Source organism: Aquitalea sp. S1-19, from assembly GCF_024343515.1.
Genome location: NZ_RJTZ01000065.1, coordinates 1 through 18,941 on the forward strand (window position 1 = coordinate 1; position 18,941 = coordinate 18,941).

An 18,941-nucleotide genomic window follows, 5' to 3' on the forward strand; every position below is an offset into this window, starting at 1 on the left:
TCAAATAGCGCAAGGTCCTAAGATCCCCTGCTTTCCTCCTCAGAGCGTATGCGGTATTAGCACACCTTTCGATGCGTTATCCCCCACTACTTGGCACGTTCCGACGCATTACTCACCCGTTCGCCACTCGTCAGCAGGCCGAAGCCCCTGTTACCGTTCGACTTGCATGTGTAAAGCATGCCGCCAGCGTTCAATCTGAGCCAGGATCAAACTCTTCAGTTCAATCTCTATGCTTTTTTCGTACTTTGGCACGCAAGTTCAAAGAAACTTTACGTTTCCAATCTTCTTGCAGTGCGAGTGTTTGGCATCGCCAAGCACTCACACCTATCGGTTGTTCGTTCTGTTAAAGAGCAGTGCTGCGCCGCTTGTTTCGTTTGCGTCGTCAGCTGAGGAGGCGAAATATACGGAATTCGGGAACATGCGTCAACCCTATGCCCGCAATAAAATCCACAAAAACGCAGGTCAAAAAGCACAAAACCTACACAAGCCATTGATACAAAAAGATAAACACCAAATAAAACAGGCAGAGAAACTTTCACCACACCCACAAATAGCTCAAGTTATGAGCTGGCTTGACCGTTTTATCCGTGATCCAGCATGGACACCGGCAACATCGTTTTCAGCCTTACTTGCTCGATCTCGCCATGCTTTTTATGGCTAAGCCACCAGATGCTGCCCTTTTTCACGCTCCAGAACAGCGGCTGTTCGCTCAACAGCATGGCGGCGATGCACCCCAAATAGGGCTGATGCCCGACCAGCACGACGGTGCGCGCCCCTTGCGGCCATTTAACGGCGCGCAGCACTTGGTCCCACGATGCATCCGGATTAAGCGCAGGCAAAACCTCAAGCTGCTTACCCAGATAAGCAGCAGTCTGCTGGGCTCGCCGCGCCTCGGAAGCAAGCAACACATAATCTTTAGGCAAATGCTGGCGCAACCAGTACGCCATCTGGCTGGCCTGCTTATGCCCCCGCCGCGTCAGGACACGCGCCAAGTCGTCACTCCCCTCCTCCGCCTCGGCATGGCGCCATAACACCAGATCCATCGCCCTCTCCTTTATTCAAATCTAAACGCTAGTGCATCACATCAGCCAGCTGACCACCAGCGGCACCAATACGGCCGTCAACAAACCGTTCAAGCCCATGGCCAGCCCGGCAAAGGCGCCGGCCGTTTCCGAAAGCTGAAACACACGTGCCGTGCCGATACCGTGTGCGGCAAGCCCGGTAGCAAACCCCAACACCATATCATCGCGCCAGCCCAGCCATGTAAAAAGCGGCTTGACCAGCACAGCGCCCAAAATACCGGACACGATAACAAATGTGGCACTGAGCGCCGGTATCCCGCCTATCGCCTCGGACACCCCCATGGCAATCGGGGTCGTAACCGAGCGCGGCAACAAAGATAACACCACATTGTGCGGCAAACCCAAGCCCTGCCCGAGATACAAGGCAGTGAGAATGCCCGCCAGCGCCCCCAGGCATAGCGCAATCGCCAAGGGGCCGGCTGCACGCCTGAGTTTGGGTAGATTATGGTATAGCGGCACCGCCAGTGCGACCGTAGCCGGCCCCAGCAGCAGCAGGATAAAACGCCCGCCCTCCATATAGCCCTCGTAACTGATACCGGACAACAGCAACAGGGTAATCACGATCAGCGAGCCTACCAGTACCGTATTGGTCAAAGGATGACCATGGCAGCGCTTGTTCAACAAGATGGCCAGCTTGTAAGCCAGCAGGGTGATAAAAATACCGGCCATGGGCGAGGAAGCGATCCTGGCAAGCGTAGTGGCGGCCATCATCATTCGTGCGCCCTTAGCCTGCCCAGCAAGGTTTTCAATACCAGAGCCGACAATAGCAAAGGCACCAGTGTTGACAGCACTAACGCCAGCAGCAAGCGCCAGCCCGACTCCTGCAACAAGGGCCACCATGCCAGCAAGCCCACGCCAGCCGGAATAAACAGCAAGGACATATTGGATAACAAGACCGGCACATGCTGCTGCAGGCCTCGCGGCACCGAACGGCGCAGCAACAAGGTGATAAACAGCAGCAACATGCCGATAACGGCACCCGGAACCGGCAAACTCAAAGCGTGCGCGATAAACTCACCCAATAGCTGGTAGCCAATCAGCCACAGCACCATTTCCAGCATTTTTCCTCCCTCTTGCTTGTACTGGCGCACGACAAGGCTGCGCCACGTTTGGCATAATGCGCACCATGCTTACCGACTTTATGTGGCAGGAACATCCGCCTGCCACCACCCCAGCCATCGCAGCCTGCCTGAGCGAACCCGGTTCGCTGACCGAGCGCCTGCTCGCCAGCGGCCGACGCTTTGATGTTCAAGTGTTATTCCAATCAGATAATACTGCACTTGATCAGGAGGCGGTGCTATTGGGAATAGCCCCACACGCTGTGCTCCATGCTCGCCATGTGCTGTTGCTACTGGATGGAATACCGGTCGTGATGGCGCGCAGCGTATGCCGCAGCGCCTGCCCGCAGTGGTCTGCGCTGCTGGACAGAGGATCCCGCTCTCTGGGACTCTCCCTGTTTGGCGGCTTGCCGCAACTGGTGCGCGGCCCCTTGCGCTTCAATACGCTGCAGCAAGCGGATGAATTGCACGCACTGGTACAAGCGCATAGCCAGGCAGAGCAACTGCCGGCACGGCGCTGTCTGTTTACCCTGCATGACGCGCCCTTGCTGGTCAGCGAAATTTTCCTACCCGAACTCGAAAGTCTGGCCTGATGCAAAGCACGCGACTGAGCGAGCGCGCCACCGTTTATCTGCAACTGATGCGTGCCGACAAGCCCATCGGCACCCTGCTCTTGCTCTGGCCTACCTTATGGGGCTTGTGGATAGCCGGCGACGGTCGCCCCGACTGGATGATTGTGGCAATTTTTATCGCTGGCACCTTCCTGATGCGTTCGGCCGGCTGCGTCATCAATGATTACGCCGACCGCCATATCGATGCCCATGTCGAACGCACCCGCCACCGCCCCTTTGCCCGCGGCGCAGTCAGTGAAAAAGAAGCGCTGCTGCTGGCAGGCGCGCTGGCTTTCGCTGCCTTTTTGCTGATTCTGCCGCTTAATCTGCTGACGTGGGCGATGAGCCTGCCGGCGCTGTTTCTGGCCGCGACTTATCCGTTTACCAAGCGCTTCTTCCCACTGCCACAAGCCTATCTGGGGCTGGCGTTCTCTTTCGGCATTCCGATGGCTTTTGCCGCGCAAAGCGGCACCGTCCCGCCGGTGGCCTGGCTGATACTGGCCGCCAATATGGCCTGGACCATCGCCTATGACACCGAATACGCGATCGTCGACAAGCCGGATGATCTGAAAATCGGCATCAAGACTTCGGCCATCACCTTTGGCCGCCATGATGTCGCGGCGGTGATGCTATGCCACGCCCTCTTCATACTCTTGCTGCTCCAACTAGGCCGCATGCTGGACATGGGCCTGCCCTACTTCGCCGCGACCACCCTTGCTGCCCTGCTGGTAAGCCGTCAGTATTTCGCCATCCGCGACCGTGACCGCCAGCGCTGTTTTCAGGCATTTCTGGGCAATAACCGCGTGGGGCTGCTGATCTTTCTCGGCATCGCTGCCGACTACCTGCTGCGCTAAAGCCAAGCAGAAAAAACGCCACCCATCCTTGGGCGGCGTTGAACACATCAACGTACGGCAAACGGCAAGGTGTAACGCCGCCCGTCCAGCAGCAGGGTCATTTGCCAGTCCTTGCTGCCGCTGACGCAGACCGGCAAGTGCACATTGGCGCTCCAGTTCTGCCCTTCAGGCACAAAGCTGTAACGGTTAAACCCCATATCCATGCTGACCATGCTGAACTCGGCCTTGGGTTCGGCTTTGCCCACACCGCTGATATCGATCACAAAGGGCTGGCCGGCCAAGGGCGGCTGCCGGAACTTCACAGTCCCGCCGGACGGCAAGGCGCAACCGGCCAGCACATCACACTGCAAGGCCTCTGCCTGCACCGTCTTGTCCTGCTGCAGATAATGGCGGATCAGGGCAAACTTGATCGCACCCAGGGCCAGCAAAGCCAGCGCCAATAGTAAAAGCTTTTTACGCTTGGCCGTCATCGCATCCCTCCTTGCGTCAACACCACGCCATGCGCGCCATATCTACGCGCCGCATCCAGATCAAGCATGGCTCCACCCGCATCGGCAAATACCGGCAAGGGAATGGATCCGGCCAGGTAAGTACCCAGCTCGCGCCCGGCTGGCTCCGTATCCGTAGCGGTAAGTGCCACACACGCATAATCCAGCGCCAAGGCCCCCGCACGCGCAAGCCCCGCCAGCGACGCCACCTCCGCCCCGACCCAAGGAAAATCCGGACGATCAGTCAATGTATCCAGAGCTTGCTGCGACAAATGCACGCCATCGACCGGCAGCCCGGTAAGCCAGGCTGGATCGGCCTTGGCCAGCAGCAAGCCACCGGCCGCATGCACGTCAGGCGCGAGCGCCTGCAGCAAGGCGGCCAACTCGTGCCGCTCAAGTGCCGGCTCATCCACCAGCAGCAAAGCCCGCCCCGGCAAGGCGGCCAGCGTCGCCGCCGTGTCAGTAGGGTTAGAACACGCGCGCACACAGTAATCCGGCAGAGACAGGGATTTAAGGATGGGGCCGTTGGCCGGCAGCATGGGGCTCACGGTTTCTTGCCCCGGCATTTGCCAGGCGAAGGCCTGCCCTTCACAGGACTGCGGCTCGCCGTCCCATGCCCAGATACGGAAAAAAGTCAGCTCGACCGAAGCATGTTCATAATGATGCACCCGGGTCAGCCACGGCGTGGCATGGGTGACGGTAATACCCATCTCTTCGCTAAACTCGCGCACCAGCGCATCGAACAGGCTCTCGCCGGGTTCGACCTTGCCACCGGGAAACTCCCAGTAGCCGGCATAAGGTTTGCCGGCCGGGCGCGAGCCCAGCATAAAAGCGCCATCGGCGCGCATCAGCGCACCGGCGACGACGGGAATGATTTTTTTGTTGGAGGAATGCATACGGCTTCTATGGGTGAAAGCCCGCCCAAGGGCGGGCAAGAGACTTACAGCTTGCGTTCCTTGACCGTGCGCCCGGCCCAGTCACAAGCAAATTGCCAGGCGACGCGTCCCGAGCGGCTGCCACGCATGCGTGCCCATTGCAGCGCAGCGCGCTCGGCCGGGCCGTCAAACGGCAGGCCGAAACTGCCCAGCCACGAGGCGGCGGCGGCCAGATAGGCATCCTGATCAAAAGGATAAAACGACAACCACAAGCCGAAACGGTCAGACAGCGACACCTTCTCTTCGATCGCCTCGCCCGGGTGAATCTCCCCGTCCGGCGAGCGGCCGTCGCGGTTTTCGCTCATGCGCTCGGGCAAAAGATGGCGGCGGTTGGAGGTGGCATAGATCAGCAAGTTGCTGGCGCGCGGCGCGATGCCGCCATCCAGTGCAGACTTAAGCGCCTTATAGCCATCCTCGCCTTCTTCAAACGACAGATCATCGCAAAACAGGATAAAGCGCTCGGGACGACCGGCCAGACAATCGACAATTTGCGGCAGATCGGCCAGATGGGTTTTCTCGACTTCGATCAGGCGCAAACCCTTGTCGGCAAACTCGGACAGCAAGGCCTTGACCAGGGACGACTTGCCGGTGCCGCGCGCACCGGTCAAGAGCACATTATTGGCCGGTCGCCCCTTGAGGAAATGACGGGTATTGCGCACCAGCGACTCTTTTTGCGTATCTACGTGCAGCAAATCGCCCAGACGCATACCATGTGGCGTGTATACAGGCTCCAGCCAGGTGGCCAGCCCCTGACGGCGCCAGCGAAATGCCGGAGCCGTCCAGTCCGGTGACGGCAGCGCAGGAGGCAGCAAAGGCTCCAGCCGCGCCAACAAAGACTCGGCACGCTCGAGAAAGGCATTGAGCTTATCCATGTTTCTCCTTTGGTCTGTGACCTTATTGTTAGTTGCCATAAAAAAGGCCGGCGCAAGGGCCGGCCTGATTAACTCAAGAACGCAGACTGATCACCGGCCAGCCATGCGTCTGGGCATGCGCTCGCAGCACATCATCGGGATCGACTGCAACCGGGTGACTGACGATGGACAATAGCGGCAAATCATTGCGCGAATCGCTGTAGAAAAAGCTCTGTTCATAGCTTGCCAGCGTCTGGCCACGCGCCGCCAGCCATTCATTCAAGCGGGTAATCTTGCCCTCTTTAAAGCTGGGTGTGCCGGAAGGCTTGCCGCTGTAGCGGCCGTCGGCCTGTTCTTCCAGTTCGACCGCAATCAGCTCCGTGACCCCGAGTTCACGCGCAATCGGCCCGGTAATAAAGCGGTTGGTCGCGGTGACGATCACAAGCTGATCGCCATTAGCCTGATGCGCGGCCAACAGTTCGCGCGCCTTGCGCGGAATAATCGGCAGAATATGCCCGTCCATATAGTCGGCGTGCAGTGCATCGAGTTCGGCACGGGAAAAACGGCTCAAGGGTTCCAGCTGGAAATCGAGGAATTCGTAGATATCCAGCGTACCGGCCTGATACTGCGCATAAAAATAGTCGTTATGGCGCGCATGATGCGTAGCGTCCAGAATGCCGCGCTTGATCAGAAATTTGGGCCACTCGACATCGGAGTCGCCGGCAATCAGGGTGTTGTCCAGATCGAAAAGGGCAAGGTTCATGGTTCTGACCGGGTAGTTTGCAACAGGGTTTTCACCAGCGGCACGGTAATCGGGCGCTGCAGCGCCAGCGAATAACGGTCCAGCGTATCCAGCACACCCAAAAGGCTGCCCAGATCGCGGCGCCAGTGGGTCAGCAAATAACGGAACACATCATCGGGAATGGACAACTGGCGTTCGGCGGCATGCTGTTTAAGCGCGGCGAGCTTGTCCTGATCGGACAAGGCTTTGACCTGGAACACCAGTCCCCAGCCCAGACGGGTACGCAGATCGTCGCGTACAGGAAGACGCATGGGCGGCAGACGCCCCGCCATCAATAAACGCCCCTCGCCCGATTCTTTTAAGGAGTTGTAAATGGAGAACAGCGTGATCTGGTCGTCCGGTGCCAGATCGTCAACGTGATCAACGGCGATAAAGCTCGCCTCACGGGCAAAATCGGGCAGATGTTCGGCCTTGCCATCCAGATAGATGGATGCGCGGCCGGTACGCTCGGCATGGGCGATCCAGGCTTGCAGCAGATGCGTCTTGCCACAGCCGGGCTCACCCCACAGGTAAATAAAGCGTTCACCTGCCGTGTCGGTCAGCGCCGAAATGATCTCGCGATTGCGCTTGGCAAGGAAATTGTCAAAGCCGGGCAAGGGCGTCGGCGTAAGGTCGAGTACGAGTTGGTCCAAAATTGCAATCTGGGCTAAGGCGTTAAGGGCGTTGACGGGAGATTTTACGCTGATAGAAGCGTGTCGTGAAATAGCGCCGTATCAGGGTTCGCCCCAAAACCAACACAATCGCCGCCAAAGGCAGGGCCAGCAGCACGCCGGTAAAGCCCATCAGCTGGCCAAAAGCCATCAAGGCAAAGATCACGGCCATAGGCGACAAACCGATACGCTCCCCCACCAGATAAGGCGTCACCACAAAGCTCTCCAGCGTCTGGCCGGCGGCAAACACGCCCCACACCATCAGCAGGCCGCTCAGGGTATCGTATTGCAACAGCGCCGCCAGCGTGGCCAGTAACAGGCCAACAAAAGCGCCCAGATAAGGAATAAACACCAGCAAACCGGCTACCATGCCGATGGCCAGCCCCGAATCCAGTCCGACCAGCAGCAAGCCGCCACCATAAAAGCTGGCCATGATCAGCATCACCGACAGCTGGCCGCGCAAAAATTCGCCCAGCACCGTATCCAGCTCTCCCGACACTGAAGCCACATCTGCCGCCCAGCGCCTAGGCACTAGTTCGGCCACCCAGCGGCACATGCGCGGCCAGTCGAGCAAAAAGTAATACAGCAGCAAGGGCAGCAACACCATATTGGAGACAAAATTAAACAGCACGGCACCGCCATGCGTCAGTTGTGGCAGCAGCTGCTCCAGAGCCTTGCGGAAAAATCCGCCCTGGGTCGACAGCGTGTTGCGCCAGCTCTCGGCATTCAGCACGATCTTGATGCCAAAGCGCGCATCCAGCCACGGCAGGAAACGGTTCTGGATAAAGTCGATAAAGGCTGGCAGCCGGCTCATCAGCGCCTGCCCCTGCTCGATCAGCATCGGCACCACCACCAGCAATAGCGTCACCAGCACCAGCATGCCACCCAGCATCACCAAAGACGAAGCCAGCGCGCGCGAAAAACGGTGCCGCGCCAGCCAGCCGACCATGGGGTCAAGGATGTAGGCGAGAATGGCTGCGACGATAAACGGCGTCAGCACGCCGGACAGGCTAAAGACCAGCCAGGACAGCACCAACAGCACGGCCAGCGCCGATAACCAGGGAATGAAGGAGTAATGAGAGCGCGTCATCGTCTATTCGGTTAAAATACCCGCGCTTTCGTTCAGCCGAAAGTTCGAAGTAAAACAAACACGTTAGCAGAAAGCGAGTCGATCTTGAATACCACGTCCCTCAGTTACCGCGATGCCGGCGTAGATATTGACGCAGGCGACGCGCTCGTCGAGAACATCAAGCCGTTTGCCAAGCGCACCATGCGCCCCGAAGTATTGGGTGGACTCGGCGGTTTTGGCGCACTGGTGGAAATCTCCAAAAAGTTCAGTGAACCTGTTCTGGTTTCCGGCACCGATGGCGTCGGCACCAAGCTCAAGCTCGCTTTCGACTGGAACCGCCACGACACCGTCGGTATCGACCTGGTCGCCATGAGTGTCAACGACATTCTGGTGCAAGGTGCCGAACCGCTATTTTTCCTCGACTATTTCGCCTGCGGCAAACTGGATGTTGCGCAAGCGACCGATGTCATCAAAGGCATTGCCCAAGGCTGCGAACAGGCTGGTTGCGCCTTGATTGGCGGCGAAACCGCCGAGATGCCCGGCATGTACCCGGTCGGCGAATATGACCTGGCCGGCTTTGCTGTCGGCGTGGTAGAGAAGAGCAAAGTCATCACCGGCCGCGAAATTGCGCCGGGCGATATCGTGCTGGGTCTGGCCTCCAACGGCGTACACTCCAACGGTTACAGCCTGGTGCGCAAAATCATCGAACGCGCAGCCCCTGATCTGGATGCCGAATTCGAACACGGCAAGACCCTGCGCGAAGCGGTGATTGCGCCGACCCGCATCTACGTCAAGCCCCTGCTCAAACTGATGGCGGAATTGCCGGTCAAGGGCATGGCACACATCACCGGTGGCGGCATTACCGAAAACACCCCGCGCGTACTGCCGGAAAACTGCGTGGCGAAAATCGATGCCGCGAGCTGGGATCTGCCTAAACTGTTCCAGTGGCTGCAAGACAAAGGTCAGGTCGATGCGCAGGAAATGTATCGTACCTTCAACTGCGGCATCGGCATGGTAGTCATCGTGGCAGCCGAACACGCTGACGCTGCCTGCGCCTTGCTCGCAGCAGAAGGCGAAACCGTCTACCGCATCGGCAATATTGCCGCGCGTAACGGCGACGAACACCAGACCCAGGTCGGCTAAGCTCTTGACGACGGGGGCAGTACGCTGCTCCCGTCAGGCATACCATGAAAAATATCGTTATCCTGATTTCCGGCCGCGGCTCCAATATGCAGGCCATTGTCGAGGCCGGCATTCCCGGCGCGCACATCGCAGCAGTGATCTCCAACCGCCCCGATGCGGCGGGTCTGGCATGGGCCGCCGCACGCGGTATCCATACCGAAGTGCTGGACCACAAGGCTTTTGCCAGCCGTGAAGCCTTCGATACGGCACTGGCCGAAAGAATCGACCGCTTCGCGCCCGACCTGGTGGTGCTGGCCGGTTTTATGCGCATACTCAGCGCCGGATTTACCCGCCATTACCAGGGGCGGATGCTGAATGTCCACCCTTCGCTACTACCGGCTTTTACCGGCCTGAATACCCATCAGCGCGCGCTGGACGCCGGCTGCATGCTTGCCGGCTGCACCGTGCACTTTGTCACCGCCGAACTGGATCACGGCCCCATCGTGGCACAAGGCGCCGTCGCCATCTTGCCGGGCGACACGGCACAGACACTGGCACAGCGTACGCTAGCCGTTGAACACCAGCTCTACCCTGCCGCCGTGCACGACTTTGTCAGCGGTCAATTCACGCTATGCGATGAGCGTGTAATCAGGCCGGTAACGGCTCAGCAGCAGGCGGGCAGCCTGCTCTCACCGCAGCCCTAAATCACAATGCGCGCCTTGCGCCCCTTGCTGCTAGCGCTCGCACTGTCGCTGTTCGTCCATTTGCTGCTGCTAGGCCACGAAGCCTGGCAGTTGCCCTTGGCCGTGCCGCAAGAACAGGCTTTGCGCCCGCTCACGGCGACGCTGAAAAAAATGCAGCTCGCTGATGGCGATGCACAGCAGGCACAGGCAAGCGCAGCTAAAACGACGGCGGCACTCGCACCGCGAAAGCCCGCGTCCAAGCCGGCCCACAGCACCACACAGGATGCCAAGCCCGACAATAAAAAGGCAGCGTCCGCACCTGCAGCCCAGCAGCTGCAAGCCCTGGTGCCGGATGAACCCAGCGCGCAAAAAAAACCGGCAAAACCAGCACGCCAGGCACAGCCCCGTCTGGCAGAAACGCTGGCGGCGCTGGACAAGCTGAACGCCAGCGCACCCGAGGCCAGCGCACCACAAGCAGCAAAGCAGGAGGCACCCGCCGGCTATATGCAGCCGCAGAACGCCATCACGCGCTTCCCGGATCAGGCGACCCTGTACTATCACGCCTATTACGGTGCAGCCATGGTCGGCGGCGGACAGATTGTCTGGCAACGCACCGGCGCGAACTACCGGATAGAAGCCCGCATCAAGGGGCTGTTTGGCCCGGCACTGCGTTATCTGTCGGAAGGGCGGGTCAGCAAGAAAGGCCTGCGCCCCGACAGCTACCAGGCATTTCGCAACGATACCCTGCGCGAACATGCCCGCTTCGACTACGACGCGCAGCGTCTAGACTATGGCGATAAGGAAGCCAAGAGCACACAGCTGGAAAAAGGCGCACAAGATGTCTTGAGCCTCGCTTTCCAGCTGGCACTGAACGGGGCCGATCTGGGCGATATGCCAACCCAGATCACCACCGGCAAAAAGGTTTACAGCTATCCGCTCAAGGCGGCTGGCGAGACCGACTACGATACCGATGAAGGCAGGATGCGCGTGGCCCTGGTGCGTGCCAGCAAAGACGGCGACGTCAACGAATACTGGCTGGCACCGGATTTTGCCAACCTGCCGGTACGTATCTTGCGCGCAGACCGCGATAAATCGCTGGAACTGCGCGCCTACCAAATCGACATTGATGGCAGCTCCATCTGGAAGCTGCCGCCCAGAAAGATGAGAAAAAATGAAAATTAGCCCGTTGCAGTTCAACCATATCGTTAAAGTACTGGACCAGATGCTGCGCTTTGAAAGCCCGTCCGACGTGATCCTGTCCAACTGGTTCCGCGAACACCGCCAACTGGGTTCGACCGACCGTCACGCCATTGCCGAAGCCTGTTTCACCTGCCTGCGCCGTCTGGAAACCCTGCGCGCCCTGTGTGCACCGAAAAAGCCCAATTCGCGCAATGTGCTGCTGGCCGCCATGGCCAAACTGTGGGGCACCAACCTGAAAGAATGCGGCGACGGCCTGAAAGAAGACGAAAAAATCTGGCTGGCCGACGTCAAGGGTCGCGCCATGCCTGATGGTCTGGCACAGCGCGCCGAGCTGCCGCAGTGGGTGATAGACCGCATGAGCGATCAGGACGAAGACAGCATCCTTGAACTGGGACGCAGCCTGATGCAAAGCGCACCGCTGGATCTGCGCGTCAACACGCTGAAAGGCCGCCGTGACGAGGTGCTGTCGCGCCTGATCGCCGACGGCTTCGATGCGACTGTGACCCCCTACTCGCCGCTGGGCATCCGTCTCAAGGGCAAGCCCGCCATCAACAAGCACATCCTGTTTATGCAGGGCGTAATCGAAGTGCAGGACGAAGGCAGCCAGCTGCTGGGGCTGATTACCGGTGCCCGCCGCAGCGAAATGGTGGTGGATTTCTGTGCCGGCGCCGGTGGCAAGACCATGCTGCTGGGCGCGCAAATGCATAATAGCGGCCGCCTCTATGCTTTTGATGTGTCGGAAAAGCGCTTATCCAACCTCAAGCCGCGTCTGGCACGCTCCGGCCTGTCCAATGTCCACCCGACCCTGATCGCCCACGAAAACGATACCCGGGTCAAGCGTCTGGCCGGCAAGGCACAGCGCGTACTGGTCGATGCGCCCTGCTCCGGCATGGGCACTTTGCGCCGCAATCCCGACCTCAAGTACCGCCAGAGCCCGGACAGCGTGGCCGAACTCAACGTCAAGCAGGCTTCCATTCTGGCTTCGGCCTCGCGCATGGTGGCCGTGGGCGGGCGTCTGGTCTATGCCACCTGCAGCCTGCTGCCGCAGGAAAACATGGAGATCGTGCAGGCCTTCCTCGCTGCGCACCCCGATTTCAGCCTGGTGCCGGCCTCTGCCGTACTGGCCGAAATGAAGATCCCGCTGGACACCGGCGATGTGCTGCAACTGAACCCGGCCATCCACCAGACCGACGGTTTCTTCGCCGCCGTGATGACCCGCAACGCAGCCACAGCTACCGAGTAAACCCTTAAACGAAGGCCTGTCATGGCGCACTCCTCCACGCCCAGCTTTGCCGTACGCAGCCAGCGCATGTCGCGGCGTATGCGTTTTTTGTTCCTGACCATACGGCTATGGCAAAGGCGCGTGGAGTTGTGGGTTTCCGCCATCCTGATCGGCCTGGTGGCGGTGGTGTTCGGCCAGGGCAGCCATCTGCTGCATGAACTGTTTTTCACCATCTACGACAACTCGCCATGGTGGGCCTTGCTGATCACCCCACTGGGCTTGGGGCTGTCGGTGTATCTGTCGCGCTATGTGCTGATCGGCACCGCCGGTGGCGGCATTCCGCAATGCATCGCGGCACTGGAGCCGGATGCGGGTTTGCTGCGTGAGCGCTTTCTCACCCTCAAGGTGGCGGTGTCCAAGATCTTCCTGACCTTGCTGGGCATCGGTTCGGGCGCGACCTTCGGCTATGAAGGCCCTATCGTGCAGATCGGTGCCGCCATCAAATACCGGCTGGGCAAATCCGGCATCGGCCACTTCGGCTATGGGCGCGGGCTGATTCTGGCCGGCAGCGCAGCCAGCGTGGCGGCTGCCTTTAATGCGCCGCTGGCCGGCATCGTGTTTGCCATCGAGGAAATGGGCCGCACCTTCGACCAGAAGGCCAGCTCGACCATCTTGCTGTCGGTCATTCTGTCCGGCCTGACGGCCTATGCCTTTCTCGGCAATTACAGCTACTTCGGCACAGCCTCCGCCTCAATGCACTTTCTCAGCGGCTGGATTCCGATTATTGCTACCGGTGTGGTGGGCGGCCTGCTAGGCGGCATCACCGCCAAACTGATTCTGGGCATTTCCTTCTTTTTACCCAACTCCATCGCCAAGGCCAGAGCTTTTTCACCGGTTCTGTTTGCCATTCTGTGCGGCCTGATCATCGCCGGCATCGGCATCGCCAGCGACGGCATGACCTTCGGTACCGGCTATTTCAGGGCGCGCGACATTATCGAAGGCCATACCGAAGGACTGGAAGGCTATGGCATCCTCAAGCTGATCACCATGTTGCTCAGCTATCTATCCGGTGCCACCGGCGGCATCTTTGCGCCGGCGCTGGCGGTCGGTGCCGGCTTCGGCCTGAATGTGGCGCAGCTGATGCCGGCCCAGCCGGAGACGGCAGTGGTTTTGCTGGGCATGGTGGCCTACTTTGCCGGCATGACGCGCGCGCCGGTCACCGGCTTTGTGATTGTGATGGAAATGACCGATTCGTCGACCATGCTGATTCCGCTGATGGCCAGCGCCCTGATTGCCGCAGGCATCTCGCGGCTGATCAACCGCCATTCGCTGTATGATGCTCAGGCCAGAATGCTGCTGAAAACAATACGCGCGGCACCGGCCACCAGCCGGAATTGACCAAAGTGGCGTGGATTCATTAAAATAACCCATCAATTCGCTCGGGTATTGAGCAAACAACACCATAAAAAGGACCAGCACCATGTCGATTCAGGACACCATCCGCGAAACGGTTACCAGCAACCCTGTCGTACTGTTCATGAAAGGTTCCCCGACCTTCCCGCAGTGTGGTTTCTCCGCCCGTGCCGTGCAGATCATCAAGGCCTGCGGCATCGCCAAGTTTGCGGCCATCGACGTATTGCAAGATCCTGAAATCCGTCAGGGCATCAAGGAATTCTCCAGCTGGCCAACCATTCCCCAGCTCTATATCAAGGGCGAATTTATTGGCGGCTCCGACATCATGACCGAGCTGTACCAAAACGGTGAGCTGCAAAAAATGCTGGAAGGCGTAGCTGCAGAATAAGTCTCTCGCAGTTCATGCCATAGAAACGTAGATTTACAGGCATAAATTGCGTTAGAATCGCTCCATTCGACCGGCTGCCCTTGTGCAGCCGGTTTTGCACATCGAAAGCTGTCTTTCTGTCCGCCCTAGCGGAGCGGAACGGCAGCTTTTTCTCAGGGGCCGATCATGAATATCACCGTCGTCCAGCATCCGCTGGTACAGCACAAGCTGGGTCTATTGCGCGAAGGCGACATCAGCACCATGAAGTTTCGCCAGCTGACTCAGGAACTGGCCCGTCTGCTGGCCTACGAAGCCACCCGCGACTTCGAGCTGGAAACTATCCAGATTGATGGCTGGTGCGGCAAGATAGACATCGAACAGATCAAGGGCAAGAAAGTCACCGTCGTCCCTATCCTGCGCGCCGGCATCGGCATGCTGGACGGCGTGCTCGATCTGGTGCCATCGGCCAAGATCAGTGTGGTCGGCCTCGCCCGCAATGAAGAAACACTGGAGCCGGTGTCCTACTTCGACAAATTCGTCGACAGTCTGGACGAACGCATAGCCATCATCATTGATCCTATGCTGGCTACCGGTGGCTCGATGAATGCCACCATTGAACTGCTCAAGCGCAAGGGCTGCAAACAGATCAAGGCGGTAGTCATGGTTGCCGCCCCCGAAGGCGTGAAGGCAGTCAACGATGCCCACCCCGATGTGCAGATCTATTCGGCGTCGCTGGACAGCCACCTGAACGAGCACGGCTATATCATTCCGGGCCTGGGCGATGCCGGCGACAAGATCTTCGGCACCAAGCACGCATAAACGACAAAAAATCCATCAAACGCCGCCCCGCTGAACCGGGCGGCGTTTTTTTGAAAGCACACACACAAGAAAAGGGGAAAACAAGATGTTCCAACATCTCAAACAGGCGGTATCGGGGGCGCAGATTCTGTTCGTCGCCTTCGGCGCGCTGGTACTGGTACCGCTGCTGACCGGGCTGAATCCGGCCATGGCCTTGCTCGGTGCCGGCGTCGGCACCTTGATGTTCCAGGTCGTCACCGGCTTCTCGGTGCCCATCTTTCTGGGGTCCAGCTTTGCCTTTATCGGCCCCATCATCTACTCGATGCAGACCTGGGGCATGGGCGCCACCATGTTCGGCCTGTTCTGCGCCGGCTTTATGTACTTTGTCGTCGCCGCCATCGTGCGCTGGCGCGGCATGGAAATGGTCAACCGCCTGCTGCCTCCGGTGGTGATCGGCCCGGTCATCATGATCATCGGTCTGTCGGTAGCCGGTGCCGCCTCGAATATGGCCATGGGCCGTGCCGGCGGGCAACAGATCATGCCCTACGACAGCTCGCTGATTCTGGCAGCCATTTCGCTGACCACGACCATCATCGTTTCCATCTTCGCACGCGGCATGTTCCGTCTGGTACCGATTCTGGCCGGCGTCACCGTCGGTTATATCGTCGCCGCCTTTATGGGCATGGTCGACTTCGCCAAGATCGCCAATGCACCATGGTTTGCCATCCCGGAATTTCACTCGCCTGAAGTGAACTGGGCTGCTGCACTCTTTATGCTGCCGGTAGCCATTGCGCCGGCCATCGAACATATCGGCGGCGTCATGGCCATTGGTGGTGTCACCGGCAAGGACTACACCAAGACGCCGGGTCTGCACCGCACGCTGGCCGGCGACGGCCTGGGTGTGTGCTTTGCCGGCATGGTCGGCGGCCCGCCAGTCACCACCTATGCCGAAGTGACCGGCGCGGTGATGATCACCCGCAACTTCAACCCGCGCGTAATGACCTGGGCGGCGATCTTCGCCATCTGCATGGCCTTCTTCGGCAAGTTCAATGCCCTGCTGCAATCCATTCCTATGCCGGTAATGGGTGGCATTATGGTGCTGCTGTTCGGTACCATCGCCTCGCTGGGCCTGAAGACCCTGATTGAAGCCAAGGTCGACCTGATGCAGCCGCGCAATCTGGTGATTATCTCGGTGGTACTGACCGCCGGCATCGGCGCGCTGGAACTGAAAATAGGTTCGTTCAGCCTGGTTGGCGTCGGCCTGTGTTCGGTACTGGCCATCCTGCTCAATCTGGTGCTGCCGGTGCAATCCCCCAGCCATCAAGGCATAGAAGAAGGGCGCGATATCTAAAGCGCGCAGCAAGCGGGCGTGGCATAGCACATGTGTCACGCCCGGGATTTGCCTTTTGTGCCCCCCCTTGCAATCCCCATGCCCTGCCCCGACAATACCCGAGTAAATTAATCGGATATTAATCATGAACGCTGCGCCTGCCGAAAACTTCACGCTTGAAACCCTGCTCGCTGTCCGCCACTGGAGCGACAAACTCGTCAGCTTCCGCCTGTCGCGTCCCGCCGGCTTCCGTTTTATTCCCGGCCAGTTTGCCCGGCTGGGTTTGCCGCAAGGCACGGGCAAGCTGTGGCGCGCCTACTCCATGGTGTCGGCACCGTGGGATGACTATCTGGAATTTTTTTCCATTCTGGTGCCGGATGGTCAGTTCACTTCGCGCCTGAAAGCAATGCAGGTGGGAGACACGCTGCTGCTGGACAACAAGGCCAATGGTTTTTTTACCGCCGACCGCCTGCCAAACGCTCCGCAGTTATGGCTGCTGGCCACCGGTACCGGGCTTGCGCCTTATCTGTCCATTTTGCAGCAGCCTGAGCTATGGCAGCGCTTCGAACATATCGTGCTGGTTCATGGGGTACGCGAAGCCGGCGATCTGGCCTATCAGGCTGAAATTGCCGCCCTGCGCAGCCACCCGCTATGGGCCGAACACGGCCATAAACTGATCTATCTGCCGGTCGTCACCCGCCATGCGCCGGCGGGCATGCTGGACGCCCGCATCCCCGCCTTGATCGATGATGGCCGTCTGGCCGCTGCCGCCGGGCTCAGGCCAAGCCCGGAACATAGCCGCTTTATGGTGTGCGGCAACCCGCAGATGGTGGCCAGTACCTTCGCAACCCTGGTCAAGCAGGGCTATAGCCTGTCACGCCTGAAATCTCAGGGACAGATCGTGCTGGAAAACGGCTGGTAAAGCCGAAAGAGGCCATGAAATGTTAGAATCGGCTGATGCGCCTTTCATTCCCGTGGCTAAAACTGGCATTGTGCACCATTGCATTCAGCCTTTGCGCCTGCAGCAGTACCCCCACTTATCCGCCCATTCCGGCAGGGCACTACCGTGTGCAGGCGGGCGACACGCTATACCGCATTGCGCGCAATAGCGGGCGCAGCGTCAGCGAACTGCGCAGCTGGAACCGGCTGCCCGGCAATGCCATCAATGTGGGGCAGGTGCTGCGCATCATCCCGCCGCCACGCTATGCAGCCAGCAACCAGAATAGCAGCCCACGCCCAAGCAAGCCTGCGGCAACACCCGTGCGTCCGGCGGCCAAGCCTAAGCCGGCCCCCGCCAGCGCTAGCATCGCGCTGAGCTGGCCGGCCAAGGGCAAGCTGATTCAAGGTTACAGCAGCCGCAACAAGGGCATCGATATTGCAGGCAAGCCCGGAGACGACATTCTTGCTGCCGGCGCCGGCAAGGTGGTCTATGCCGGGCAAGGCATACGCGCTTACGGCAACTTGCTCATTATCAAGCACAACGAAGCCTTCCTCAGCGCCTATGCCCATAACCAGTCGCTCAGGGTCAAAGAAGGCGATACCGTCAGGCGTGGCCAACCCATCGCCAGCATGGGCAGCAGCGGCACCGACCGCACCAAGTTGCACTTCGAACTGCGCTACCGCGGCCAGGCGGTCGATCCCATGCCTTATCTGAACTAAGCGCTACTTGCAGCCCAAGAGCCGGTTGACGACGCCGGCACCGGCCGCACGGCCAGTCGCAAGGCAAGCCGTCAGCAAATAGCCGCCAGTCGGCGCCTCCCAGTCCAGCATCTCGCCGGCACAAAATACGCCCGGCAAGCGCTGCAGCATCAAGCCGCTATCCAGAGCCGCAAAGCACACGCCACCGGCACTGCTGATCGCCTCGTCCAGCGGGCGCGGCGCGCTGACCGTCACCGGCAAGGCCTTGATGGCCGCAGAAAGCCTAGCCACATCGTTAAAGCTGTCCTTGTCCAGGCATTCGCGCAGCAAGCCCATGCGCGCACCCTTGAGATTCAGCCGGCTTTGCAGATGGCTGGACAGCGAGCGCGAGCCGCGCGGATGGGCGACTTCTTGCATAACCTTGTCGGCACTACGATCCGGTGCCAGATCCAGATAAAAGGTCGCCTGACCATCGCGCTTGATCAGCTCACGCAAGCGTGCAGACAAGGCATAGATCAGATTGCCTTCGACACCATAGCGCGACAGCACCAGACCGCCGCGCCGGGTCTCGCTGACACCGTTTACATCGCTTAAGGTGACGGTGATGGATTTAAGCGCCTCACCGGCAAACTTGTCGGCAAAAAATGGCGACCAGCCCGCCTCGAAGCCACAGTTGGAAGGCTCAAGCTCCGCCACCGCCACACCCTTCTCCTGCAGTAGCGGCAACCAGGCACCATCCGAGCCCAGCTTGCGCCAGCTCCCGCCGCC

General features: G+C 59.5%; 22 protein-coding genes and 1 rRNA gene. 12 read left to right on the top strand and 11 right to left on the bottom strand.

Annotated features, from left to right (window positions below):
- The 4 genes from EGI20_RS10855 to EGI20_RS10870 all read right to left on the bottom strand — a co-directional run.
- Positions 1–222, bottom strand: a 16S ribosomal RNA gene (locus EGI20_RS10855); the annotation flags it as partial.
- Between the two features lie 359 nt (positions 223–581).
- Positions 582–1,043, bottom strand: coding sequence for a SixA phosphatase family protein (locus EGI20_RS10860; RefSeq protein WP_498631474.1), 462 nt, complete (start codon positions 1,041–1,043; stop codon positions 582–584).
- 36 nt (positions 1,044–1,079) lie between these two features.
- On the bottom strand, positions 1,080–1,796 hold the full coding sequence (locus EGI20_RS10865; protein WP_498631475.1) for an LrgB family protein: 717 nt from the start codon (positions 1,794–1,796) through the stop codon (positions 1,080–1,082).
- Positions 1,793–2,143: a CidA/LrgA family protein gene (locus tag EGI20_RS10870; RefSeq protein WP_498631476.1), complete on the bottom strand. Its 351-nt coding sequence runs from the start codon at positions 2,141–2,143 to the stop codon at positions 1,793–1,795. The genes EGI20_RS10865 and EGI20_RS10870 overlap by 4 nt, the downstream gene beginning before the upstream one ends.
- A gap of 56 nt (positions 2,144–2,199) precedes the next feature.
- On the opposite strand from EGI20_RS10870, the gene EGI20_RS10875 reads away from it, so the two are divergent.
- Both EGI20_RS10875 and ubiA read left to right on the top strand, forming a co-directional pair.
- Positions 2,200–2,733 (top strand): chorismate--pyruvate lyase family protein, encoded by a 534-nt coding sequence (locus EGI20_RS10875; RefSeq protein WP_498631477.1) that lies wholly within the window; start codon positions 2,200–2,202, stop codon positions 2,731–2,733.
- Positions 2,733–3,605, top strand: a complete 873-nt coding sequence (ubiA, locus tag EGI20_RS10880) for a 4-hydroxybenzoate octaprenyltransferase (protein WP_498631478.1) — start codon at positions 2,733–2,735, stop codon at positions 3,603–3,605. The genes EGI20_RS10875 and ubiA overlap by 1 nt, the downstream gene beginning before the upstream one ends.
- Positions 3,606–3,652: 47 nt before the next feature.
- Here the strand turns inward: ubiA and EGI20_RS10885 are convergent, their stop codons facing one another.
- The 6 genes from EGI20_RS10885 to EGI20_RS10910 form a co-directional block, all read right to left on the bottom strand.
- Entirely contained in the window at positions 3,653–4,075 is a 423-nt protein-coding gene (locus tag EGI20_RS10885) for a hypothetical protein (RefSeq protein ID WP_498631479.1), read from the bottom strand.
- Positions 4,072–4,989 (bottom strand): Nudix family hydrolase, encoded by a 918-nt coding sequence (locus EGI20_RS10890; protein ID WP_498631480.1) that lies wholly within the window; start codon positions 4,987–4,989, stop codon positions 4,072–4,074. The genes EGI20_RS10885 and EGI20_RS10890 overlap by 4 nt, the downstream gene beginning before the upstream one ends.
- A 44-nt stretch (positions 4,990–5,033) precedes the next feature.
- Positions 5,034–5,900 carry an ATP-binding protein gene (locus EGI20_RS10895; RefSeq protein WP_124735471.1) on the bottom strand — a complete coding sequence of 289 codons (867 nt, stop codon included), beginning with the start codon at positions 5,898–5,900 and terminating at the stop codon, positions 5,034–5,036.
- A gap of 73 nt (positions 5,901–5,973) precedes the next feature.
- Entirely contained in the window at positions 5,974–6,642 is a 669-nt protein-coding gene (locus EGI20_RS10900) for a histidinol-phosphatase (protein WP_498631481.1), read from the bottom strand.
- The gene (gene hda, locus EGI20_RS10905) at positions 6,639–7,313 is read right to left on the bottom strand and encodes a DnaA regulatory inactivator Hda (RefSeq protein ID WP_124735469.1); all 675 of its coding nucleotides are present in this window, start codon (positions 7,311–7,313) and stop codon (positions 6,639–6,641) included. The genes EGI20_RS10900 and hda overlap by 4 nt, the downstream gene beginning before the upstream one ends.
- Positions 7,314–7,335: 22 nt before the next feature.
- A complete protein-coding gene (locus EGI20_RS10910; RefSeq protein WP_498631482.1) occupies positions 7,336–8,421 on the bottom strand; it encodes an AI-2E family transporter in 1,086 nt (361 codons plus the stop codon).
- 84 nt (positions 8,422–8,505) lie between these two features.
- Between EGI20_RS10910 and purM the strand changes: the two genes are divergently transcribed.
- From purM to EGI20_RS10960, 10 genes are all read left to right on the top strand, one after another.
- The gene (gene purM, locus EGI20_RS10915; protein WP_498631483.1) at positions 8,506–9,543 is read left to right on the top strand and encodes a phosphoribosylformylglycinamidine cyclo-ligase; all 1,038 of its coding nucleotides are present in this window, start codon (positions 8,506–8,508) and stop codon (positions 9,541–9,543) included.
- A gap of 44 nt (positions 9,544–9,587) precedes the next feature.
- Positions 9,588–10,226, top strand: a complete 639-nt coding sequence (purN, locus tag EGI20_RS10920; protein ID WP_498631484.1) for a phosphoribosylglycinamide formyltransferase — start codon at positions 9,588–9,590, stop codon at positions 10,224–10,226.
- A 6-nt stretch (positions 10,227–10,232) separates the two neighbouring features.
- Positions 10,233–11,387: a DUF3108 domain-containing protein gene (locus tag EGI20_RS10925; protein WP_498631485.1), complete on the top strand. Its 1,155-nt coding sequence runs from the start codon at positions 10,233–10,235 to the stop codon at positions 11,385–11,387.
- A complete protein-coding gene (locus tag EGI20_RS10930; RefSeq protein WP_498631489.1) occupies positions 11,383–12,648 on the top strand; it encodes an RsmB/NOP family class I SAM-dependent RNA methyltransferase in 1,266 nt (421 codons plus the stop codon). The genes EGI20_RS10925 and EGI20_RS10930 overlap by 5 nt, the downstream gene beginning before the upstream one ends.
- A 21-nt stretch (positions 12,649–12,669) precedes the next feature.
- Positions 12,670–14,025 carry a chloride channel protein gene (locus EGI20_RS10935; protein WP_160797530.1) on the top strand — a complete coding sequence of 452 codons (1,356 nt, stop codon included), beginning with the start codon at positions 12,670–12,672 and terminating at the stop codon, positions 14,023–14,025.
- Between the two features lie 82 nt (positions 14,026–14,107).
- Positions 14,108–14,428: a Grx4 family monothiol glutaredoxin gene (grxD, locus tag EGI20_RS10940; RefSeq protein ID WP_124735462.1), complete on the top strand. Its 321-nt coding sequence runs from the start codon at positions 14,108–14,110 to the stop codon at positions 14,426–14,428.
- Positions 14,429–14,593: 165 nt separating this feature from the next.
- On the top strand, positions 14,594–15,226 hold the full coding sequence (gene upp, locus EGI20_RS10945; RefSeq protein WP_124735461.1) for a uracil phosphoribosyltransferase: 633 nt from the start codon (positions 14,594–14,596) through the stop codon (positions 15,224–15,226).
- A gap of 85 nt (positions 15,227–15,311) precedes the next feature.
- Positions 15,312–16,556, top strand: coding sequence for a uracil-xanthine permease family protein (locus EGI20_RS10950; protein ID WP_160797528.1), 1,245 nt, complete (start codon positions 15,312–15,314; stop codon positions 16,554–16,556).
- A 124-nt stretch (positions 16,557–16,680) separates the two neighbouring features.
- Positions 16,681–17,457 carry a ferredoxin--NADP reductase gene (locus tag EGI20_RS10955; RefSeq protein WP_498631486.1) on the top strand — a complete coding sequence of 259 codons (777 nt, stop codon included), beginning with the start codon at positions 16,681–16,683 and terminating at the stop codon, positions 17,455–17,457.
- Positions 17,458–17,492: 35 nt separating this feature from the next.
- The gene (locus EGI20_RS10960) at positions 17,493–18,194 is read left to right on the top strand and encodes a peptidoglycan DD-metalloendopeptidase family protein (protein WP_498631487.1); all 702 of its coding nucleotides are present in this window, start codon (positions 17,493–17,495) and stop codon (positions 18,192–18,194) included.
- 3 nt (positions 18,195–18,197) lie between these two features.
- Here EGI20_RS10960 and EGI20_RS10965 read toward each other — a convergent pair.
- Positions 18,198–18,941, bottom strand: a 744-nt coding sequence (locus EGI20_RS10965) for a TIGR03862 family flavoprotein (protein WP_498631488.1), incomplete at its 5' end; no start/stop codon positions are given.

Coding starts and splice junctions, on each gene's coding strand:
- EGI20_RS10925 (WP_498631485.1), top strand. CDS start 10,233: ATGCGCGCCTTGCGCCCCTTGCTGCTAGCGCTCGCACTGTCGCTGTTC.
- EGI20_RS10960 (WP_498631487.1), top strand. CDS start 17,493: ATGCGCCTTTCATTCCCGTGGCTAAAACTGGCATTGTGCACCATTGCA.
- EGI20_RS10860 (WP_498631474.1), bottom strand. CDS start 1,043: ATGGATCTGGTGTTATGGCGCCATGCCGAGGCGGAGGAGGGGAGTGAC.
- EGI20_RS10950 (WP_160797528.1), top strand. CDS start 15,312: ATGTTCCAACATCTCAAACAGGCGGTATCGGGGGCGCAGATTCTGTTC.
- EGI20_RS10955 (WP_498631486.1), top strand. CDS start 16,681: ATGAACGCTGCGCCTGCCGAAAACTTCACGCTTGAAACCCTGCTCGCT.
- upp (WP_124735461.1), top strand. CDS start 14,594: ATGAATATCACCGTCGTCCAGCATCCGCTGGTACAGCACAAGCTGGGT.
- purN (WP_498631484.1), top strand. CDS start 9,588: ATGAAAAATATCGTTATCCTGATTTCCGGCCGCGGCTCCAATATGCAG.
- grxD (WP_124735462.1), top strand. CDS start 14,108: ATGTCGATTCAGGACACCATCCGCGAAACGGTTACCAGCAACCCTGTC.
- EGI20_RS10935 (WP_160797530.1), top strand. CDS start 12,670: ATGGCGCACTCCTCCACGCCCAGCTTTGCCGTACGCAGCCAGCGCATG.
- EGI20_RS10895 (WP_124735471.1), bottom strand. CDS start 5,900: ATGGATAAGCTCAATGCCTTTCTCGAGCGTGCCGAGTCTTTGTTGGCG.
- EGI20_RS10910 (WP_498631482.1), bottom strand. CDS start 8,421: ATGACGCGCTCTCATTACTCCTTCATTCCCTGGTTATCGGCGCTGGCC.
- ubiA (WP_498631478.1), top strand. CDS start 2,733: ATGCAAAGCACGCGACTGAGCGAGCGCGCCACCGTTTATCTGCAACTG.
- EGI20_RS10890 (WP_498631480.1), bottom strand. CDS start 4,989: ATGCATTCCTCCAACAAAAAAATCATTCCCGTCGTCGCCGGTGCGCTG.
- EGI20_RS10885 (WP_498631479.1), bottom strand. CDS start 4,075: ATGACGGCCAAGCGTAAAAAGCTTTTACTATTGGCGCTGGCTTTGCTG.
- EGI20_RS10870 (WP_498631476.1), bottom strand. CDS start 2,143: ATGCTGGAAATGGTGCTGTGGCTGATTGGCTACCAGCTATTGGGTGAG.
- EGI20_RS10865 (WP_498631475.1), bottom strand. CDS start 1,796: ATGATGATGGCCGCCACTACGCTTGCCAGGATCGCTTCCTCGCCCATG.
- EGI20_RS10900 (WP_498631481.1), bottom strand. CDS start 6,642: ATGAACCTTGCCCTTTTCGATCTGGACAACACCCTGATTGCCGGCGAC.
- EGI20_RS10875 (WP_498631477.1), top strand. CDS start 2,200: ATGCGCACCATGCTTACCGACTTTATGTGGCAGGAACATCCGCCTGCC.